The 14,649-nt window shown below is 61.3% G+C and carries 13 protein-coding genes and 4 pseudogenes; 13 read left to right on the plus strand and 4 right to left on the minus strand.

What is annotated here, in order from left to right:
• Nucleotides 1–92: 92 nt before the first annotated feature.
• From ACTGJ9_RS13625 to ACTGJ9_RS13635, 3 genes are all read left to right on the plus strand, one after another.
• Entirely contained in the window at nucleotides 93–365 is a 273-nt protein-coding gene (locus ACTGJ9_RS13625; protein WP_456677463.1) for a helix-turn-helix domain-containing protein, read from the plus strand.
• A 189-nt stretch (nucleotides 366–554) separates the two neighbouring features.
• A complete protein-coding gene (locus ACTGJ9_RS13630; protein ID WP_456677464.1) occupies nucleotides 555–776 on the plus strand; it encodes a hypothetical protein in 222 nt (73 codons plus the stop codon).
• Nucleotides 777–868: 92 nt separating this feature from the next.
• A complete protein-coding gene (locus ACTGJ9_RS13635; RefSeq protein ID WP_456677465.1) occupies nucleotides 869–1,036 on the plus strand; it encodes a hypothetical protein in 168 nt (55 codons plus the stop codon).
• 66 nt (nucleotides 1,037–1,102) lie between these two features.
• On the opposite strand, the gene ACTGJ9_RS13640 is transcribed toward ACTGJ9_RS13635, so the two are convergent.
• The 4 genes and pseudogenes from ACTGJ9_RS13640 to ACTGJ9_RS13655 form a co-directional block, all read right to left on the minus strand.
• Nucleotides 1,103–1,459, minus strand: a complete 357-nt coding sequence (locus ACTGJ9_RS13640; protein WP_456677466.1) for a hypothetical protein — start codon at nucleotides 1,457–1,459, stop codon at nucleotides 1,103–1,105.
• Nucleotides 1,456–2,438 (minus strand): annotated as a pseudogene (locus ACTGJ9_RS13645) (zinc-dependent alcohol dehydrogenase family protein). Before ACTGJ9_RS13645 ends, ACTGJ9_RS13640 begins: the two are co-directional and overlap by 4 nt.
• A gap of 75 nt (nucleotides 2,439–2,513) precedes the next feature.
• On the minus strand, nucleotides 2,514–2,975 hold the full coding sequence (locus ACTGJ9_RS13650; protein WP_456677467.1) for a phage holin family protein: 462 nt from the start codon (nucleotides 2,973–2,975) through the stop codon (nucleotides 2,514–2,516).
• Nucleotides 2,976–3,248 (minus strand): hypothetical protein, encoded by a 273-nt coding sequence (locus tag ACTGJ9_RS13655; protein WP_456677468.1) that lies wholly within the window; start codon nucleotides 3,246–3,248, stop codon nucleotides 2,976–2,978.
• A gap of 166 nt (nucleotides 3,249–3,414) precedes the next feature.
• On the opposite strand from ACTGJ9_RS13655, the gene ACTGJ9_RS13660 reads away from it, so the two are divergent.
• The 10 genes and pseudogenes from ACTGJ9_RS13660 to ACTGJ9_RS13705 all read left to right on the plus strand — a co-directional run.
• On the plus strand, nucleotides 3,415–4,551 hold the full coding sequence (locus ACTGJ9_RS13660; RefSeq protein WP_456677469.1) for an MlaE family ABC transporter permease: 1,137 nt from the start codon (nucleotides 3,415–3,417) through the stop codon (nucleotides 4,549–4,551).
• Between the two features lie 2 nt (nucleotides 4,552–4,553).
• Nucleotides 4,554–5,333, plus strand: a complete 780-nt coding sequence (locus tag ACTGJ9_RS13665; RefSeq protein WP_456677470.1) for an ABC transporter ATP-binding protein — start codon at nucleotides 4,554–4,556, stop codon at nucleotides 5,331–5,333.
• Between the two features lie 3 nt (nucleotides 5,334–5,336).
• Entirely contained in the window at nucleotides 5,337–6,446 is a 1,110-nt protein-coding gene (locus ACTGJ9_RS13670; RefSeq protein WP_456677471.1) for an ABC-type transport auxiliary lipoprotein family protein, read from the plus strand.
• An 86-nt stretch (nucleotides 6,447–6,532) separates the two neighbouring features.
• Nucleotides 6,533–7,375, plus strand: coding sequence for a universal stress protein (locus ACTGJ9_RS13675; RefSeq protein ID WP_456677472.1), 843 nt, complete (start codon nucleotides 6,533–6,535; stop codon nucleotides 7,373–7,375).
• Between the two features lie 51 nt (nucleotides 7,376–7,426).
• Nucleotides 7,427–10,121 (plus strand): annotated as a pseudogene (locus ACTGJ9_RS13680) (bifunctional acetate--CoA ligase family protein/GNAT family N-acetyltransferase).
• Nucleotides 10,122–10,372: 251 nt separating this feature from the next.
• The gene (locus ACTGJ9_RS13685; protein WP_456678518.1) at nucleotides 10,373–10,903 is read left to right on the plus strand and encodes a cytochrome b; all 531 of its coding nucleotides are present in this window, start codon (nucleotides 10,373–10,375) and stop codon (nucleotides 10,901–10,903) included.
• Between the two features lie 231 nt (nucleotides 10,904–11,134).
• Nucleotides 11,135–11,362, plus strand: coding sequence for a hypothetical protein (locus tag ACTGJ9_RS13690; RefSeq protein ID WP_456678519.1), 228 nt, complete (start codon nucleotides 11,135–11,137; stop codon nucleotides 11,360–11,362).
• A 33-nt stretch (nucleotides 11,363–11,395) separates the two neighbouring features.
• Entirely contained in the window at nucleotides 11,396–11,617 is a 222-nt protein-coding gene (locus ACTGJ9_RS13695; protein ID WP_456677473.1) for a hypothetical protein, read from the plus strand.
• Between the two features lie 1,197 nt (nucleotides 11,618–12,814).
• A pseudogene (gene istA, locus ACTGJ9_RS13700) lies at nucleotides 12,815–14,336 on the plus strand (IS21 family transposase).
• A pseudogene (locus ACTGJ9_RS13705) lies at nucleotides 14,314–14,634 on the plus strand (ATP-binding protein); the annotation flags it as partial. The pseudogenes istA and ACTGJ9_RS13705, both read left to right, overlap by 23 nt.
• Nucleotides 14,635–14,649: the final 15 nt, after the last annotated feature.

Genomic DNA, 14,649 nt, shown 5'->3' on the forward strand with positions numbered 1-14,649 from the left:
AGAGCTCGACAGCGAGCCGGCTATTTGATCGATGTCAATGAGAGACCTAAGACCAGCAATAATCTTGGGTTCAGAGAAGAGAGGATAGAACAATGCTGGAAGAGGTCGTCGAGTTTGCGGGCGAAGCGTTGCCCGGTGGGAATGCTGAGCCGCCGTGCTCCGAAACCGATTTCCTGCTCGAACTCGGTGATCGTTTGCGGCGCTCGCGCATGCATTGCAGCATGTCGCGTCGGGAGCTCGCCCGCAGGTCCGGCATTTCGGAGCGATACATCGCTCAGATCGAGAGCGGGAAGGGCAACGTCTCGATTGTCCTCCTGCTGAGGCTGGCTTTGGCTATCCACCGGAGCCAGCGACCTGCGGCCTGAGATCGTGCTCTGGACTGACACTAATGTGTGGCAAGCATCTGCGGATGCAATGGTTCTACTCAGAGCGCGCATTGCTCAGCGTCGGCAGCAGCAGTCGGACCTATCAGATAGCTGAAGGGTATTCGGGGCCAGGCGGGCCACCACAATGTTGGCGAGAACCATGAGCGTCCCTGTAGCCGGGAGGTTGGAATGACCATTCGCCGATTGCTGCACAATTGCGCTGCGCCTGCAGACGAGATCAGCGAACTCTACGCGGCCTACCGAAAGACACTGCATGGTCTCTGCCTGGTCGACCGCGACGACCCCATTTGTGAGATGGTCGCTCGGCGGATCATCGAGATCGCCGAAGCGGGGATTCGGGATCCAAAGCAGATATCTCGAATGGTAATCGAACAGTTTGATTGTGGCTGATCAGCCGTCAGGCAGCGCGCAGTGCTCGCCAGCATCTGCGCCTGTGAGGCTGGGCAATGGTGCGGACGGAATTAAGTACCAGGAGAATTGAGATGACCGGCCTTCAGAGCGCGTTCGTCAAGGCTCATGAAAAGAATATTGATCGCTATCATCGTTTGCTGAAAGCACGCCTTTCAGACGTCGAGCGCAATTACATTGAGAGCCGCATCTTGGCAGAGCGGGCTGCGCTTCAAGCGCTTGCGACGACCGATGACCGTTAGCCAGCGGCGACTGTTATGACTGCTTGACAGGATCAAAACCTTCTGCTGTCGCCCGCCGTTATTGCATCAGCAATCGATAGCAGCGGATTTTTCATCGTGGTGATGGAACCGCTTCCAAAGGTGAGCGGCGAGAACGATCGTCAGCATCACGGCAAATTCGGCGGACAACAATGCCGTTGCTGTGATCAGGAAGGCGAGCAACCTGCGCCACGACGCTGTCGCGGCCTCTCCAACGGCATAAGGAAGAATATCCGGGAAAGCCAAATGGCGGAAGCCGGTAAGGATGACAGCCAGCACAGCGCTTGCGAGTATGAAGAAAACCAGGTTTCGGGTAATCGTCGCCTCCTGAGGGCGTGACGGAACGATGCCACACCGGGCCGCAGGTTTCCATTGCGGATCATTCCTGAGGGGCGCGTCGCTCATGGCCGAAGGACGGCTGCGCCCACGAGCTTGCCGTCCCGAAGGAGAGTGACCGCCTCGTTGGCCTCGGCAAGCGGAAAAACGGTCGTATGGGTCCGGATGTTAGCGTTTGCCGCGGCGGCGAAAAAATCGGTACCGTCCTTTCGTGTCAGGTTTGCCACCGACACGATCTGCCGCTCGCCCCAGAGAATATTATAGGGAAAAGTTGGGATATCGGACATGTGAATGCCGGCACATACCACGCGTCCGCCTTTACGCACCGCGCGTAGGGCGAGTGGCACCAATACTCCAATCGGTGCGTAGATGATGGCGGCATCGAGCTCGGTCGGCGGGGTATCCTCCGAAGCGCCAGCCCAATCTGCGCCGAGTGAATGCGCGAGCTTCTGCGCTTTCGTGTCGCCGCGGCGGGTGAAGGCGTAGACTGTTCGTCCTTGCGTGCGGGCGACCTGCGCCACGATATGGCCGGCAGCTCCAAAGCCATAAATGCCGATCGTTTTGCCATCGCCAGCCGCCACCAGCGATCGCCAGCCGATCAGCCCGGCACAGAGCAACGGCGAAAGGGCTGAGTCCTCGCCATGCTCACCGAGCGGAAAGCAATATCGGGCATCGGCGACGAGATGGCTCGCGAAGCCACCGTCGCGCGTGTAACCGGTGAATTTGGGACGATCACAGAGGTTTTCCCTGGCCGCGCGGCAATAGGAACATTCGCCGCAGGTGTAGCCGAGCCAGGGAACACCTACACGCATGCCCAGCCTCAGGGCGTCGACGCCTGCACCCAACGCATCGATGCGGCCGACGACTTCGTGGCCCGGGATGATCGGATAGGGGATACCGGGCAGCTCACCGTCCACCACGTGCAAGTCGGTCCTGCATATGCCGCAGGCACCTACCTTGACGCGAACTTCGCCGGGGCCGGGGACCGGATCGGTCGCTGCTGAAACGTCAACGGCGCGCCGCGCGCTGAGAGAACCATCGCGTGCATGTCGCAATCTGCTATAGTTCGTAGAGCATCGTCCAGCCGTGTCTTGCCGGCTCCGCCGTCAGGTTGCGACTTTTGCTAAGGAGAGGCAACAGGCGGCTTCCGCAGGCTCTTGACTGTCATCGCAACTAATGGCGTGAGAACCGGCAACAGGGCGCTCAATGGGTGGTGAACTGCACCCGTGACTTGAGCCTGGAGGGCGCGCGCCTCAACTTGGAGGGCTTCGATCGCTGCGCCATGGATCTCGTTGGCGAGTTCGACTTCGCGTCCTGACGGCCGACGCCCCGCGATCGCGAGGAGGACCGCCGCGATGGAAAAATTGATCACGCCGAGGATTGCCGCTGCGATGATCGCGTTCCAGATGTGGACAAGGGCAAAATAGGCAGCGAGCTCGAGCATCAGCAGACCGAAAGCTGCGATCAGCGCCGCGAACGCTCGCAAGCCCAAGCCGATCAAAAGGTGCCGTAGTCTGATGTCGGCGATGATCCTGTCGGTGCGCCAGAGCACACGCAGGTGATTGATGATGTTTTCGCTATTCACCTAATGTCTCCTCAGCATGAAGCCGACGACCACTCCGGGGGCGAAAGCTGAAGCGACCGACGCCACAGGGCGCTCGGTAATCAGGTCATGGAGCTGCTCCTGCTCCTCACCTAAGGTCCCGCCCAGCTCCGCCAGCGCGGCCTTGATCTGATCGGCTGAAGCCTCCGCGCGGTCCTTCGACGTATTAAACGACTGCTCAGCCGTGCTCAGCAGGCGCGCGACGTCGACCTTCATCGCTCTCAACTCATCGTTCAGCCTGCCGGTATCGAACATTGGTGGTCTCCATTTGAATGCAGCCAGCGTATCCGAGCCGCGCCGATAGCTTTTGATTTGGGTCAACGACGCTTCCGGCGCGCGTGTTTGAGACAGGTCAATCCAGACGTCCTTGGACGACCTAAAAATCAAGGCGGATCGAGAGTGATCCCATGAGGATACAAGCGTGAACTCGGAACCAATGTTGCTGGCGACGCCGTCTGGCGACGGGCTCGAACTGCGGCCTGAGGGGCCATGGATCGCCGCCAACGTGTCGCGGCTCGAAGCGCTCTCTCTCGCGGCAAGAGCGGCTGTCGATCGATCGAAGGCAGTGACGCTTGATATGGCCGGTGTCAGCGAACTCGATACGCTCGGCGCCTGGCTTCTGGAGAAACTATCGCGTAGGGCAGCATCCTCCAGCCGATCGGTCGAGGTGGTTGGAATAGCCGACAATTTCGCCGGCCTGTTGGACGAAGTGCGTCAGGTCAACCGGCACAACCCATTGCCGACACCTACGCCCAACCCGGTTTTGCATGGGCTGCACGATCTCGGCAAGTCGACGGTTGATGCGCGGGAAGACATCAGGATCTTCCTTCAGATGCTCGGCGCACTGTTCATGTCTCTGGCGGGGATCTTGCGCCGGCCGCGGTCCTTGCGGCTGACGTCACTGGTCTACCAGCTCTACCGCATCGGCTGGCAGGCGATCCCGATCGTCATGCTCATCACCTTCCTGATCGGCGCGATCATCGCGCAGCAGGGCTTTTTTCATTTCCGCAGGTTCGGTGCCGAGTCCTACACGGTCGACATGGTCGGCATCCTGGTCCTGCGCGAACTCGGCGTCCTGATTGTCGCCATCATGGTCGCCGGGCGCTCGGGCAGCGCCTATACCGCTGAGCTGGGCTCGATGAAGATGCGCGAGGAGATCGATGCGCTCTCGACCATGGGGCTCGATCCCGTCGACGTTCTGATCCTGCCCCGGGTGGCTGCCCTGGTCATCGCGCTGCCAATTCTCGCCGTCATCGGCTCGATCGCGGCGCTTTATGGCGGCGGCCTGGTCGCGCAGTTTTATGGCGACTTGGGCCCGGCAATCTACATTGCGCGCCTGCACGAGGCCATTTCCGTCACCCATTTCGAGGTCGGCATCCTGAAAGCGCCGTTCATGGCACTGGTGATCGGGATCGTCGCCTGCAGCGAGGGATTGCGCGTCAAAGGCAGCGCCGAATCGCTTGGTCGGCAGACGACGACCTCGGTGGTGAAGTCGATCTTTCTGGTGATCGTGCTCGACGGCCTCTTCGCGATCTTTTTTGCCTCGATCGGAATGTGACGATGTTGGATTCAGTGCAGGGGTCTGCGATCCGCGTCCGTGACCTCGTGGTCGGCTTCGGTCGGCAGACCGTGCTGGACCATCTGTCGCTTGACGTCCGCCGCGGGGAAATCCTGGGCCTGGTCGGTGCTTCCGGCGGCGGCAAGTCGGTCCTGATGCGCACCATCATCGGGCTCGTTCCGCGGCGAGTGGGCACCATCGAAGTAATGGGACAGCCGATCGGAAGTGCGCACGACCGCAGCGCACGTGGAGCGGCCGGCACATGGGGCATCCTGTTCCAGCAGGGCGCGCTGTTCTCCTCGCTGACGGTCCGGCAGAATGTCCAGTTTCCGCTGCGCGAAAACCTCGTCCTGTCTCGGGATCTGATGGACGAAATCGCGATCGCCAAGCTTGAGATGGTTGGACTACGGGCCGAGGATGCCGACAAATATCCGTCCGAGCTGTCGGGCGGCATGACCAAACGCGTTGCGCTGGCACGCGCCCTGGCGCTCGATCCGCCAATCCTGTTCCTGGACGAGCCGACCTCCGGTCTCGATCCGATTGCGGCCGGTGACTTCGATGCCCTGATCAAGACTTTGCAGAAGACCCTGGGGCTCACTGTGCTCATGGTGACCCATGATCTCGCAAGCTTGACCACAGTCTGCGACCGCGTCGCGGCGCTGGCCGACGGCAAGATCGTGGCAATCGGTCCGATGCGCGAACTTCTTCAATCCGAGCATCCCTGGGTGCGAGCCTATTTCCACGGCAAGCGCTCCCAGATGCTGCAACCCCACATGAGATGAGACATGGAAACCCGCGCTCCCTATGTGCTGATCGGCGCCTTCGTGCTGGCTGCGATCCTTGCGGTCTTCGGCTTCGTCTATTGGCTGAACAATACGGGCGGCATTGGGCCGCGCACGACCTATCATGTGCAATTCCAGGGACCGGTGCCTGGGCTTCTGGTCGGTGCCGGCGTGCTATTCAACGGCATCCGCGTCGGCGAGGTAACAGAACTTGGTCTCGCGCAGGACAATCCGCGTTTCGTCAACGCGACGATTTCGGTCGCGTCTGCGACCCCCGTGCGGGCCGACACGAGGGTTGGCCTCGATTTCCAGGGGCTGACCGGCGTGCCGGTGGTGGCGCTCGAAGGCGGCACGAGCGTCGCCAAATCGGGCGAGGTTGTGACCTTGATCGCCGACGCCGGCGCGGGGCAGAGCATGACCCAGGCGGCACGCGATGCGCTGCGGCGGGTCGATTCCGTGCTGGAGGACAACGCCGGTCCGCTGAAGGATACGATCGCGAATTTCAAGTCGTTCTCGGACGGGCTTGCGCGTAACACTGGCAAGCTCGACGGCATCGTTGCCGGCATTGAGAAGATGACGGGTGGCGGAGCGTCGGCGCCGAAGATAACCTATGACCTGCGCGCACCGCAGGATATCGGGCCGGTCGGCAAGACGCTTTCCGCCTCCTTGGCAATTCCCGAGCCGACCGCGGTCGCGATGCTCCAGACGCAACGCATGCTGTTCTCGCCGGTTCGGGACACCCCGGGCTTTGCCGAGTTCCTGTGGTCCGACAGCATTCCAAAGCTGGTGCAGGCGCGTCTGATCGACAGTTTCGAGAACTACGACATCGCCCACGCTCCGTTGCGCACTGATCTCGGCCAGGCGGACTATCAGCTCCTGATCGATATCAGGCGCTTCCGCATCGCGACGAATGACGAGCCGCGAGCGGAGATCGTCCTATCGGCGCGGATCGTGAACAAGAACGGTGGGTTGATCGCATCACGCATCATCGAGACGAGCGAGAAACTCGACAAGGTCGAACCTGCCGCCTCAATTGCGGCATTCGAAGCTGCGTTTTCGCGCATCGCGAAGGAGCTAGTTCATTGGACGGTCGCGTCAGCCGGGGCGGAGTAACAACTCTGGAAAAGCGGCCCCGGTCTTGATGAGGATCAATTAGTTGGCCTGGACGAGGCTTATCTTGGCGGGGAAGGAGAACCCAGATGCCCATCAAGGACGTCTTTTTGCCGCTGGTCGGTGAACCCAACGTCTCGGCGCTTGCTGCAATTGAGAAATGCGTGGCCGTCGCGGCCAATTTAGGCGCGAGGATCACAGCGGTCGCGGTTGAACAAGACATAGTGGCGCGGCCGAAAGTGGTGATCTCCGCTGATCTGGACAATGCCGCAGAAACTGAAGCCTTTCGCAGTGTGACAGATGCGAAGAGCCTTCTGAAGGCCTTCGAAAGCGACGCTTCGCGCGTCGGGGTCCGGGCCGAGAGCCGTTTGCGCAAAGTTGCGCCACAAATGGTTGCGACGGTCCTGGCGGAATGCGCAAGATTCAGTGACCTCACGTTGATACCCGTCAAATCACACGACAGCCGAACGGAAGCGATCGTCGAGGCGTTGCTGTTCGAATCTGGTCGTCCCCTTCTCCTCTGTCCCGAGGAACGCGCGGGCGAATTACGGCCGACCTTCGACGACGTCATGATTGCCTGGGACAGTTCGGCGCGCGCGGCTAGGGCCGTCGGCGATGCGTTGCCGATCCTCCAGGAGGCGAATTCGGTTCGGCTCGTCACTGTCACGGATGAGAAGAGCGAAGCCATCATGCAGTCTGGGACGCAGGTGCTCGATCACCTCAGGGAACATGGCGTCTTTGCGGAATTTGAAACCGTGCGGATCGACGGTAGCTCTATCGGCATGGTGCTCGCGAACTGGGCGCATCTTAACGGCATTGATGGCATGGTGATGGGGGCCTACCGCCATTCTCGGCTAAACGAGAACATCTGGGGCGGCGTCACGAAGACCATCCTCGGCAAGCCGCCGTGCTGGGTTTTGATATCGCATTAGGGGCGCCAAGGATCCAGCCCGCGGCCCACGCCCACACGAGGATGGAAGTTGATGTCGACTTACCGTCTGGACAATTTGCTATCGCCTCGTTCGGTGGCGCTCGTCGGGGCCAGCCTTCGCCAGGTTTCCGTTGGCCGCGCCATTCTGGAAAACATCCGCAAGGCGCAATTCAAGGGCGAGTTTGGCCTGGTCAATCCACGCTACGCGGAGATCAGCGGCATCCCGGCCGCAAGGAGTCTCGATAAGCTCTCGTTCGTGCCCGAGCTCGTCGTGATCACGGCGCCGGCGCAAGATGTTCCCGACATCATCAATCAGGCGGGTCAGAGAGGTTCGGCAGGTGCCCTGATCGTAACAGCGGGGCTCGGCCACGGTCCTGGATCTCTCGAGCAGGCCGCGATCGCTGCAGCCCGGCGATGGGGCATGCGGCTGATCGGTCCCAATTGCCTGGGCATCATGATGTCGGGCGTCAGCCTCAACGCCAGCTTCTCCGCCCACATGCCGGGCGCGGGAAGCCTTGCTCTGATTTCACAATCGGGGGCGATCGCCGCTGGAATGGTGGATTGGGCCGCTCAGCGCGGCGTCGGCTTCTCAGGAATCGTCTCGATCGGCGACCAGCTCGATGTCGATGTGGCTGACCTCCTCGACTATTTCGCGCTGGACAGCAACACGCGCGCTATCCTGCTCTACATCGAGGCCATCAAGGACGCGCGCAAGTTCATGTCGGCGGCGCGTGCCGCCGCACGGGTTAAGCCCGTCGTCCTTGTGAAATCCGGGCGCATGGCGCAAGGTGCGAAGGCTGCGGCAACACACACTGGGGCGCTTGCCGGGGCGGATGCGGTCTACGACGCGGCGTTCCGCCGCGCTGGCATGGTTCGTGTGTCCGATCTGCGCGAGTTGTTCGATTGCGCGGAGACGCTCGGTCGCGTCGAATCTCCGAGCGGAAAGCGGTTGGCCATATTGACCAACAGCGGGGGCATCGGCGTTCTGGCGGTCGACCGGCTCGTCGAGCTCGGCGGGATTCCCGCGCCGATGACGCCTGAGACGCGACAAAAGCTCGATGCGGTGCTGCCGCCGACCTGGTCGGGCGCAAATCCCATCGATATCGTGGGCGATGCCGACGCGTCGCGCTATGCGGCGGCACTGGATCTGCTGCTGGCCGATCCTGGAAACGATGCCGTTCTCGTGCTCAACGTCCAGACTGCGATCGCTTCTGCCCGCGAGATTGCGAACACGATCGCCGAGCTCGTCCAGAAATACCGCGCGCAGCATCGGCGCTGGGCGAAGCCGGTGCTCGCCGCGTGGGTTGGAGCCGATCAGGAGATCATCACAACGCTGAGCAGTGCCGGCATTCCGAACTATCCGACCGAGGATGATGCGGTGCGCGGATTCATGCATCTGGTGCGGCATAGGGAGGTCGTGGAGGAGCTCACGCAGGTTCCTCCGGCCATGCCAGACAGGTTTGCTCCCAACATTGAAGCCGCAAAGAAGATCGTCGCAAACGCGATCGCGGACGGGCGGTTATGGCTCGACCCGGTCGAGATCAAGCGGCTGCTCGAAGCATACGATATAGCGATGGTGCCCACCTACGCGGCTGCTAATGTCGAGCAGGCCGTCGAGTACGCCAAGGAGATGTTCGCGCAGGGCGTGACCGTCGTGCTCAAGATTCTGTCCCCCGATATCGTCCACAAATCTGATGTCGGCGGCGTCGTTCTTAATCTGACCACGACTGAAGCCGTGCGGTCCGCCGCAGCCGACATTCTCGCGCGCGCCAAGCGTCTGCGTCCGGAGGCCCGTGTCTCCGGTATCATCGTTCAGGCAATGGTTGTGAAGGCAAAGGCTCGCGAACTGATCCTGGGCCTTGCCGATGACCCGACCTTTGGCACCGTCGTGGTCTTCGGACGTGGCGGCACCGCAGTCGAGATCATCAATGACAAGGCGCTCGCGCTCCCGCCGCTCGACCTGCAGCTTGCTCGAGATCTCATTGATCGAACCCGCGTCTCCCGAGTGCTTCGCGCTTATCGGGACGTCCCTGCCGTCAAGCAGGATGCAGTCGCCATGGTGCTGGTGAAGTTGGCGCAGATGGCTGCCGACATTCCGGAAATCCGCGAGCTCGACATCAACCCTCTGCTGGCCGACGAGTCCGGCGTCACGGCGATCGATGCACGGCTTGCGATCGGAGAGGCGAGTCGGAAATTTGCCGGCACAGGGCCGGCTAATTTTGCCGTTTGCGCTTATCCCAAGCAATGGGAGCGCCATCTCCAGGCTAAGGGCCGGCTGGCGAGTGTTCGTGCGGCCGATACGACCAGAGGACGAGCCGACCATTCATGAGTTTCTGAAGCATGTCACCCCGCACGACCTTCGCCTGCGGTTCTTCGCTCCCATGAAGGAGTTCACGCACCAGTTCATCGCGCGCCTGACCCAGCTCGACTATGCGCGGGCAATGGCGTTCATTGCGTTTGACGAGCAGACTAACGAAATGGTCGGCATAGTCCGGCTTCACTCGGACTCGATCTACGAGAGCGGCGAGTACGCGATCCTACTACGCTCCGATCTCAAAGGTCGGGGACTGGGATGGAGTCTGATGCAGCTCATCATTGAATATGCGAAATCCGAAGGTCTTAGGATTATCTCCGGCGAGGTCCTGCAGGAGAACATCACGATGCTAGATATGTGTAGGCAACTAGGGTTCAAGGTGAAGCCCGATCCGGTTGAACCGGGCATCTGCGAAGTACGGTTGGAGCTGTGATCGAGCAGTTTGTGATTGGTCTCGGGTCTCACTCGGACCCGTCCAGCCAATCGTAACAAGAACCGCTCCCAAGCTCGACGCCGGTGAGACAGGTGGTAATATTTTGGCGTTGCGAGCGGAGCGGGTGGTTCGCGGAGCGGTCAACGCGTACTCGAGTTGTTCCATTTGTTAGTCGAACCGGCTACTGCGAGAGCTATCAGGTCGATAGCGCGTCGAGCACGCGTTCCAACCTTGAACCGAGCAAAGCATTGATGTTGCCTCAACTGCAATATGGAATCACCGCGAAGGTCCTACATTGGACCATTGTCGTCCTTCTGCTCATTCAATATCCCATCGGTTGGCTGATGCCGGATATCCATCGCGGCATGCAGCCCGGTGTAGGAATGACCCTGCACGTTTCGATCGGATTGGTCTTGCTGATCCTCATTGTGCTTCGCTTCGCGTGGCGCCTTACTCATCCAGTCGCGCCCGAGAGCTCGTTGCCAATGTGGCAGAGGCTGACTTCCGAGGTCGTGCACTGGATGCTGTACTTGATGGTGCTGCTGACGACTGTCAGCGGCTGGCTGTTCGCTTCATTCCGTGGCTGGTCGATCTCTTTCTTTTACTTGTTTCCATTTCCGATGCTCTTCTCTAACAATCCGGCAGCAGGCAAAGCTATCGATGGTCTGCACCAGGCTGCCGAATGGTTTCTCTTGATTTTGGTCAGTGCACACGTAGCTGCCGCTCTTATTCACCTGATGTATTATCGAGATCGCGTCATGGCGCGCATGTTGTCTCGCTGAGGTGCCAGTACCCCGCTCTGGAAAATAGCCGGCTGTTACCTTGGTCGGTGCGCTCGCGCAGCGTGAGATCGCTTTCAGATCCGGCAAGTGCGGCAGCGAGGAAACCGGGAGGCTCCGTCGTGTCGCCGGTCTCCTCGTAAGGTGGTCGCGATGAGCCTGAGACGGTTCCCCGGAACGGGCCTCTTTCCCGCGAATTGATTTGGCGGACAACTGCAGAAAGTGGAGGAGATCATGAAGCCAATTCTACTAGCGGTTACGTGCCTGCTGGCTCTGATGTCGGTTTCGCCGGCGGAAGCAAAGGGCTGCATTAAGGGAGCCATTGTCGGCGGCGTGGCGGGCCACATGGCCGGACACGGCAAGCTCGGCGCCGCCGCGGGATGCGCGATCGGCCACCATGAAGTCAACAAGCAGAAGAACCCGAATGACTCGAATGCCCAGACGCCGTCGGGTCAAAAGTAGCGAGCGTCGCACCGGACTTCATTGGAGTGCCGGATGAAGATCCGCTCCCACTCGGAGAGCCACATCGTAGAGCTTGAGGACGGCTCGCGCTGGCAGATCTTTCCGGGTAATCTCGACCTGACGCTCGACTGGAAGCCCGAGACCGAATTGGCGGTGGTCAGATCCGAGGACGACGTCGCCACGCACGAACTGCTTGGCGGCGGCGGCAAGGTACGGGTGAGGCCGGCAGGCGAGAGCTCGTCAAGGATGCGCTGAAGGACGGCTGACGAACGTGCAGTTGCAGAGGACTCCGCGACCCGCCTGGGAGCAGGCTGCAATTGCCCTGGTAGACGAAAGACCCGATTGATCGCCGAAGCCCAGAGGTGCAGGCGTTTGGCAGCTTCCATCACGGATCCGGAGGTGATCCAGCGGCTCACCGCCTTGGCCCAAGACTACGATCCGTAGGCAAGGAGGCCGCGCCGGCGAAGGCCGCAAAGCCTGCGAACCGTTCCGGTCGCCAGCGCCATCGGGACGAAGCCGAGCGAGGCCACCAGCGCGGTCATCGCGACGGGGTGGCCTCGGCAATGGCGTGGCGGAATCGTCGCCCTCGGCGATCGATGAGCGGATCTGTTGGGTCAGCATGATCAAGCCGTTCGAGGTGTGGCCTCGCTGGGCCACGACGACCGGGTCGTCGTCCACGTGACCACCTGGAGCGCTCCGCACGCCCCAACCGTGCCGGTAAGCGGGTTTTTCCAAAGGCGACCAGTGGGCCGTTTTTGCGGACGACGGCCGGCGCGCCAAAACCGTTCCGGTCAGCATCGGCCGCCGGAACAACCTGATGGCGGAGGTTTTGTCCAGCCTCGCTGCGGGGCACATGGGTGGTGCTGCACTCGAGCGACTGGGTCACTCATGGACGCGGGATCGCGCAGCGGGAAGGGCGCTAGAGCAGGCACTCGACGGCTCACCTCGGCTCTCCCGTGCCAGAGCCAATCGCAGAAGGGCCGATCCGATGGTCGACCGGAGAGGAAACGGGCCCACTCCCAAAGGCCTCTCTCGTCGGCGAAAACGGGCGTCTCAGAGGTCTTTGCGCGCGCCCCGGGTACCTGGTCGGGTCCGACCCGCACGCCAAACTCGATTAGTTCATTCGCGAACGCTTCAGAAACCTCCTGACCGAGCAGCGAACGCGGCTTAGCTTCCCATCTTTTCCGGACGGGATCCCAGCATCGTTTTTTGACCGAAATAGCCACATTCCGGTGGCGCTGCGGGGATCTAGAGGAGCCAGCGGCCTCCTACTAGAATGCGCCTCTGAGGGCAGCTCCAACAAGAGAGGGCGCTCTGCCCAAATGAAGCCGAACGGTGTTTGTGTTTCGGCATGGAATAAGGACCCCGTTTTCGGGGTGATCGGCATCCAATCGGGACCCCGGGATAAGGGTCCACAGTGGCTTCCATCGAGTCATGGAAGCCGAGGTTGGGATGCTGGTGGTGGAGACGATTGGTAAGATCCGTCGCGCCTACTTTGTTGATGGTCGTCCGATCAAGGCGATCTGCCGAGAACTTGGCGTATCGCGGAAGGTGGTTCGCAAGGTCATTCGTTCTCAAGCGACGGAGTTCCGGTATGAGCGCGAGACGCAGCCGCTCCCGAAGATGGGTGCCTGGAGTGCCGAGCTTGACCGGTTGCTGGCAGGGAATGAGAGCAAGGCGGCGCGGGAACGGCTGACGCTGATCCGGCTATTCGAAGAGCTTCGCGGCCTGGGTTACGCCGGCGGCTATGATGCGGTTCGTCGATACGCACGACGGTGGAGCAAGGAACGCGGCAGCTCGACAGCGTCGGCCTATGTGCCGCTCAGCTTTGCACCAGGTGAAGCCTACCAGTTCGACTGGAGCCACGAGGTCGTCCTGCTGAGCGGCACCACGGTGATGGTGAAGGCTGCTCATGTCCGGCTCTGTCACAGCCGCATGCTGTTCGTGCGGGCCTATCCGCGGGAGACGCAGGAGATGGTGTTCGACGCCCACGACCGGGCGTTCGCCCTGTTCAAAGGCACCTGCACCCGCGGCATCTACGACAACATGAAGACCGCCGTAGAGACGATCTTCGTCGGTAAAGGCCGTCTCTACAATCGCCGCTTCCTGCAGATGTGCAGCCACTATCTGGTCGATCCGGTCGCCTGTACGCCAGCGTCGGGGTGGGAGAAGGGGCAGGTCGAGAACCAGGTCGGGCTGGTCCGGGAACGCTTCTTCACGCCGCGGCTGCGGTTCAAAAACCTCGACGAGTTAAACGCCTGGCTGCTCGACAAATGCATCGCCTACGCCAAGGCTCATCGTCATCCGGAGCTGGCCGATCAGACGATCTGGGACGTGTTCGAAGCCGAACGCCCCAAACTCGTTCCCTATGCCGGCCGTTTCGACGGCTTCCATGCAGTGACAGCATCTGTCTCGAAGACCTGCCTGGTGCGCTTCGACAACAACAAGTACTCGGTCGCAGCCAGCGCAGTCGGACGACCGGTCGAGGTTCAAGCCTATGCCGATCGCATCGTGATCCGTCAGGACGGCCGGATCGTTGCCGAGCATCCGCGATCCTTTGGCCGCGGCGATACCGTCTACGACCCCTGGCATTATGTGCCGGTGCTCGCTCGCAAACCCGGCGCCTTGCGCAACGGTGCTCCCTTCAAAGACTGGGTGCTGCCGGCCGCGATCGAGCGGGTCCGGCGCAAGCTGGCCAGCACCGACGATGGCAATCGGCAGATGGTCGACATCCTCAACGCGGTGCTGACTGACGGTCTGTCCGCGGTGGAAGCGGCCTGTGCCGAAGCGCTCAGTCACAGCGTCCATTCCGCCGATGTCGTGCTCAATATCCTGGCCCGTCAACGTGAACCCGCCCCACCGGCCAACATCATGACGCCGGCCGCACTGACGCTGCGCCATGCACCGATCGCCGATTGTGCCCGCTACGACAACCTCCGGAGGACCATCTGATGGAACGAACCCAAATCTTTGACCTCATGGGCGAGCTCAAGCTCTACGGCATGAAGGCCGCCTTCGATGAGATCATGGCAACTGCGGTCAAGCGCCAGCACGAACCCCAGCGCATTGTCGGCGACCTGCTCAACGCCGAGATCAACGAGAAGCAGGCCCGCTCGATCAAGTACCAGCTCACCATCGCCAAGCTGCCGCTTGCCAAGGACATCGCCGACTTCCAGTTCGACGGGACGCCGATCAATCAGACTCTCGTCAATGATCTCGCTGGCGGCGGCTTCATCGCCCAGCAACGCAACGTCGTCCTGGTCGGCGGAACCGAGCCCGCTTCATAA

This window comes from Bradyrhizobium sp. RDM12, from assembly GCF_051917485.1.
Lineage (GTDB): Bacteria > Pseudomonadota > Alphaproteobacteria > Rhizobiales > Xanthobacteraceae > Bradyrhizobium.

Excerpts from the sequence above, each read along its gene's own strand:
- ACTGJ9_RS13640 (WP_456677466.1), bottom strand. The coding sequence starts at position 1,459 with ATGAGCGACGCGCCCCTCAGGAATGATCCGCAATGGAAACCTGCGGCC.
- ACTGJ9_RS13635 (WP_456677465.1), top strand. The coding sequence starts at position 869 with ATGACCGGCCTTCAGAGCGCGTTCGTCAAGGCTCATGAAAAGAATATT.
- ACTGJ9_RS13695 (WP_456677473.1), top strand. The coding sequence starts at position 11,396 with ATGAAGATCCGCTCCCACTCGGAGAGCCACATCGTAGAGCTTGAGGAC.
- ACTGJ9_RS13670 (WP_456677471.1), top strand. The coding sequence starts at position 5,337 with ATGGAAACCCGCGCTCCCTATGTGCTGATCGGCGCCTTCGTGCTGGCT.
- ACTGJ9_RS13685 (WP_456678518.1), top strand. The coding sequence starts at position 10,373 with ATGTTGCCTCAACTGCAATATGGAATCACCGCGAAGGTCCTACATTGG.
- ACTGJ9_RS13665 (WP_456677470.1), top strand. The coding sequence starts at position 4,554 with ATGTTGGATTCAGTGCAGGGGTCTGCGATCCGCGTCCGTGACCTCGTG.
- ACTGJ9_RS13630 (WP_456677464.1), top strand. The coding sequence starts at position 555 with ATGACCATTCGCCGATTGCTGCACAATTGCGCTGCGCCTGCAGACGAG.
- ACTGJ9_RS13690 (WP_456678519.1), top strand. The coding sequence starts at position 11,135 with ATGAAGCCAATTCTACTAGCGGTTACGTGCCTGCTGGCTCTGATGTCG.
- ACTGJ9_RS13625 (WP_456677463.1), top strand. The coding sequence starts at position 93 with ATGCTGGAAGAGGTCGTCGAGTTTGCGGGCGAAGCGTTGCCCGGTGGG.
- ACTGJ9_RS13675 (WP_456677472.1), top strand. The coding sequence starts at position 6,533 with ATGCCCATCAAGGACGTCTTTTTGCCGCTGGTCGGTGAACCCAACGTC.
- ACTGJ9_RS13655 (WP_456677468.1), bottom strand. The coding sequence starts at position 3,248 with ATGTTCGATACCGGCAGGCTGAACGATGAGTTGAGAGCGATGAAGGTC.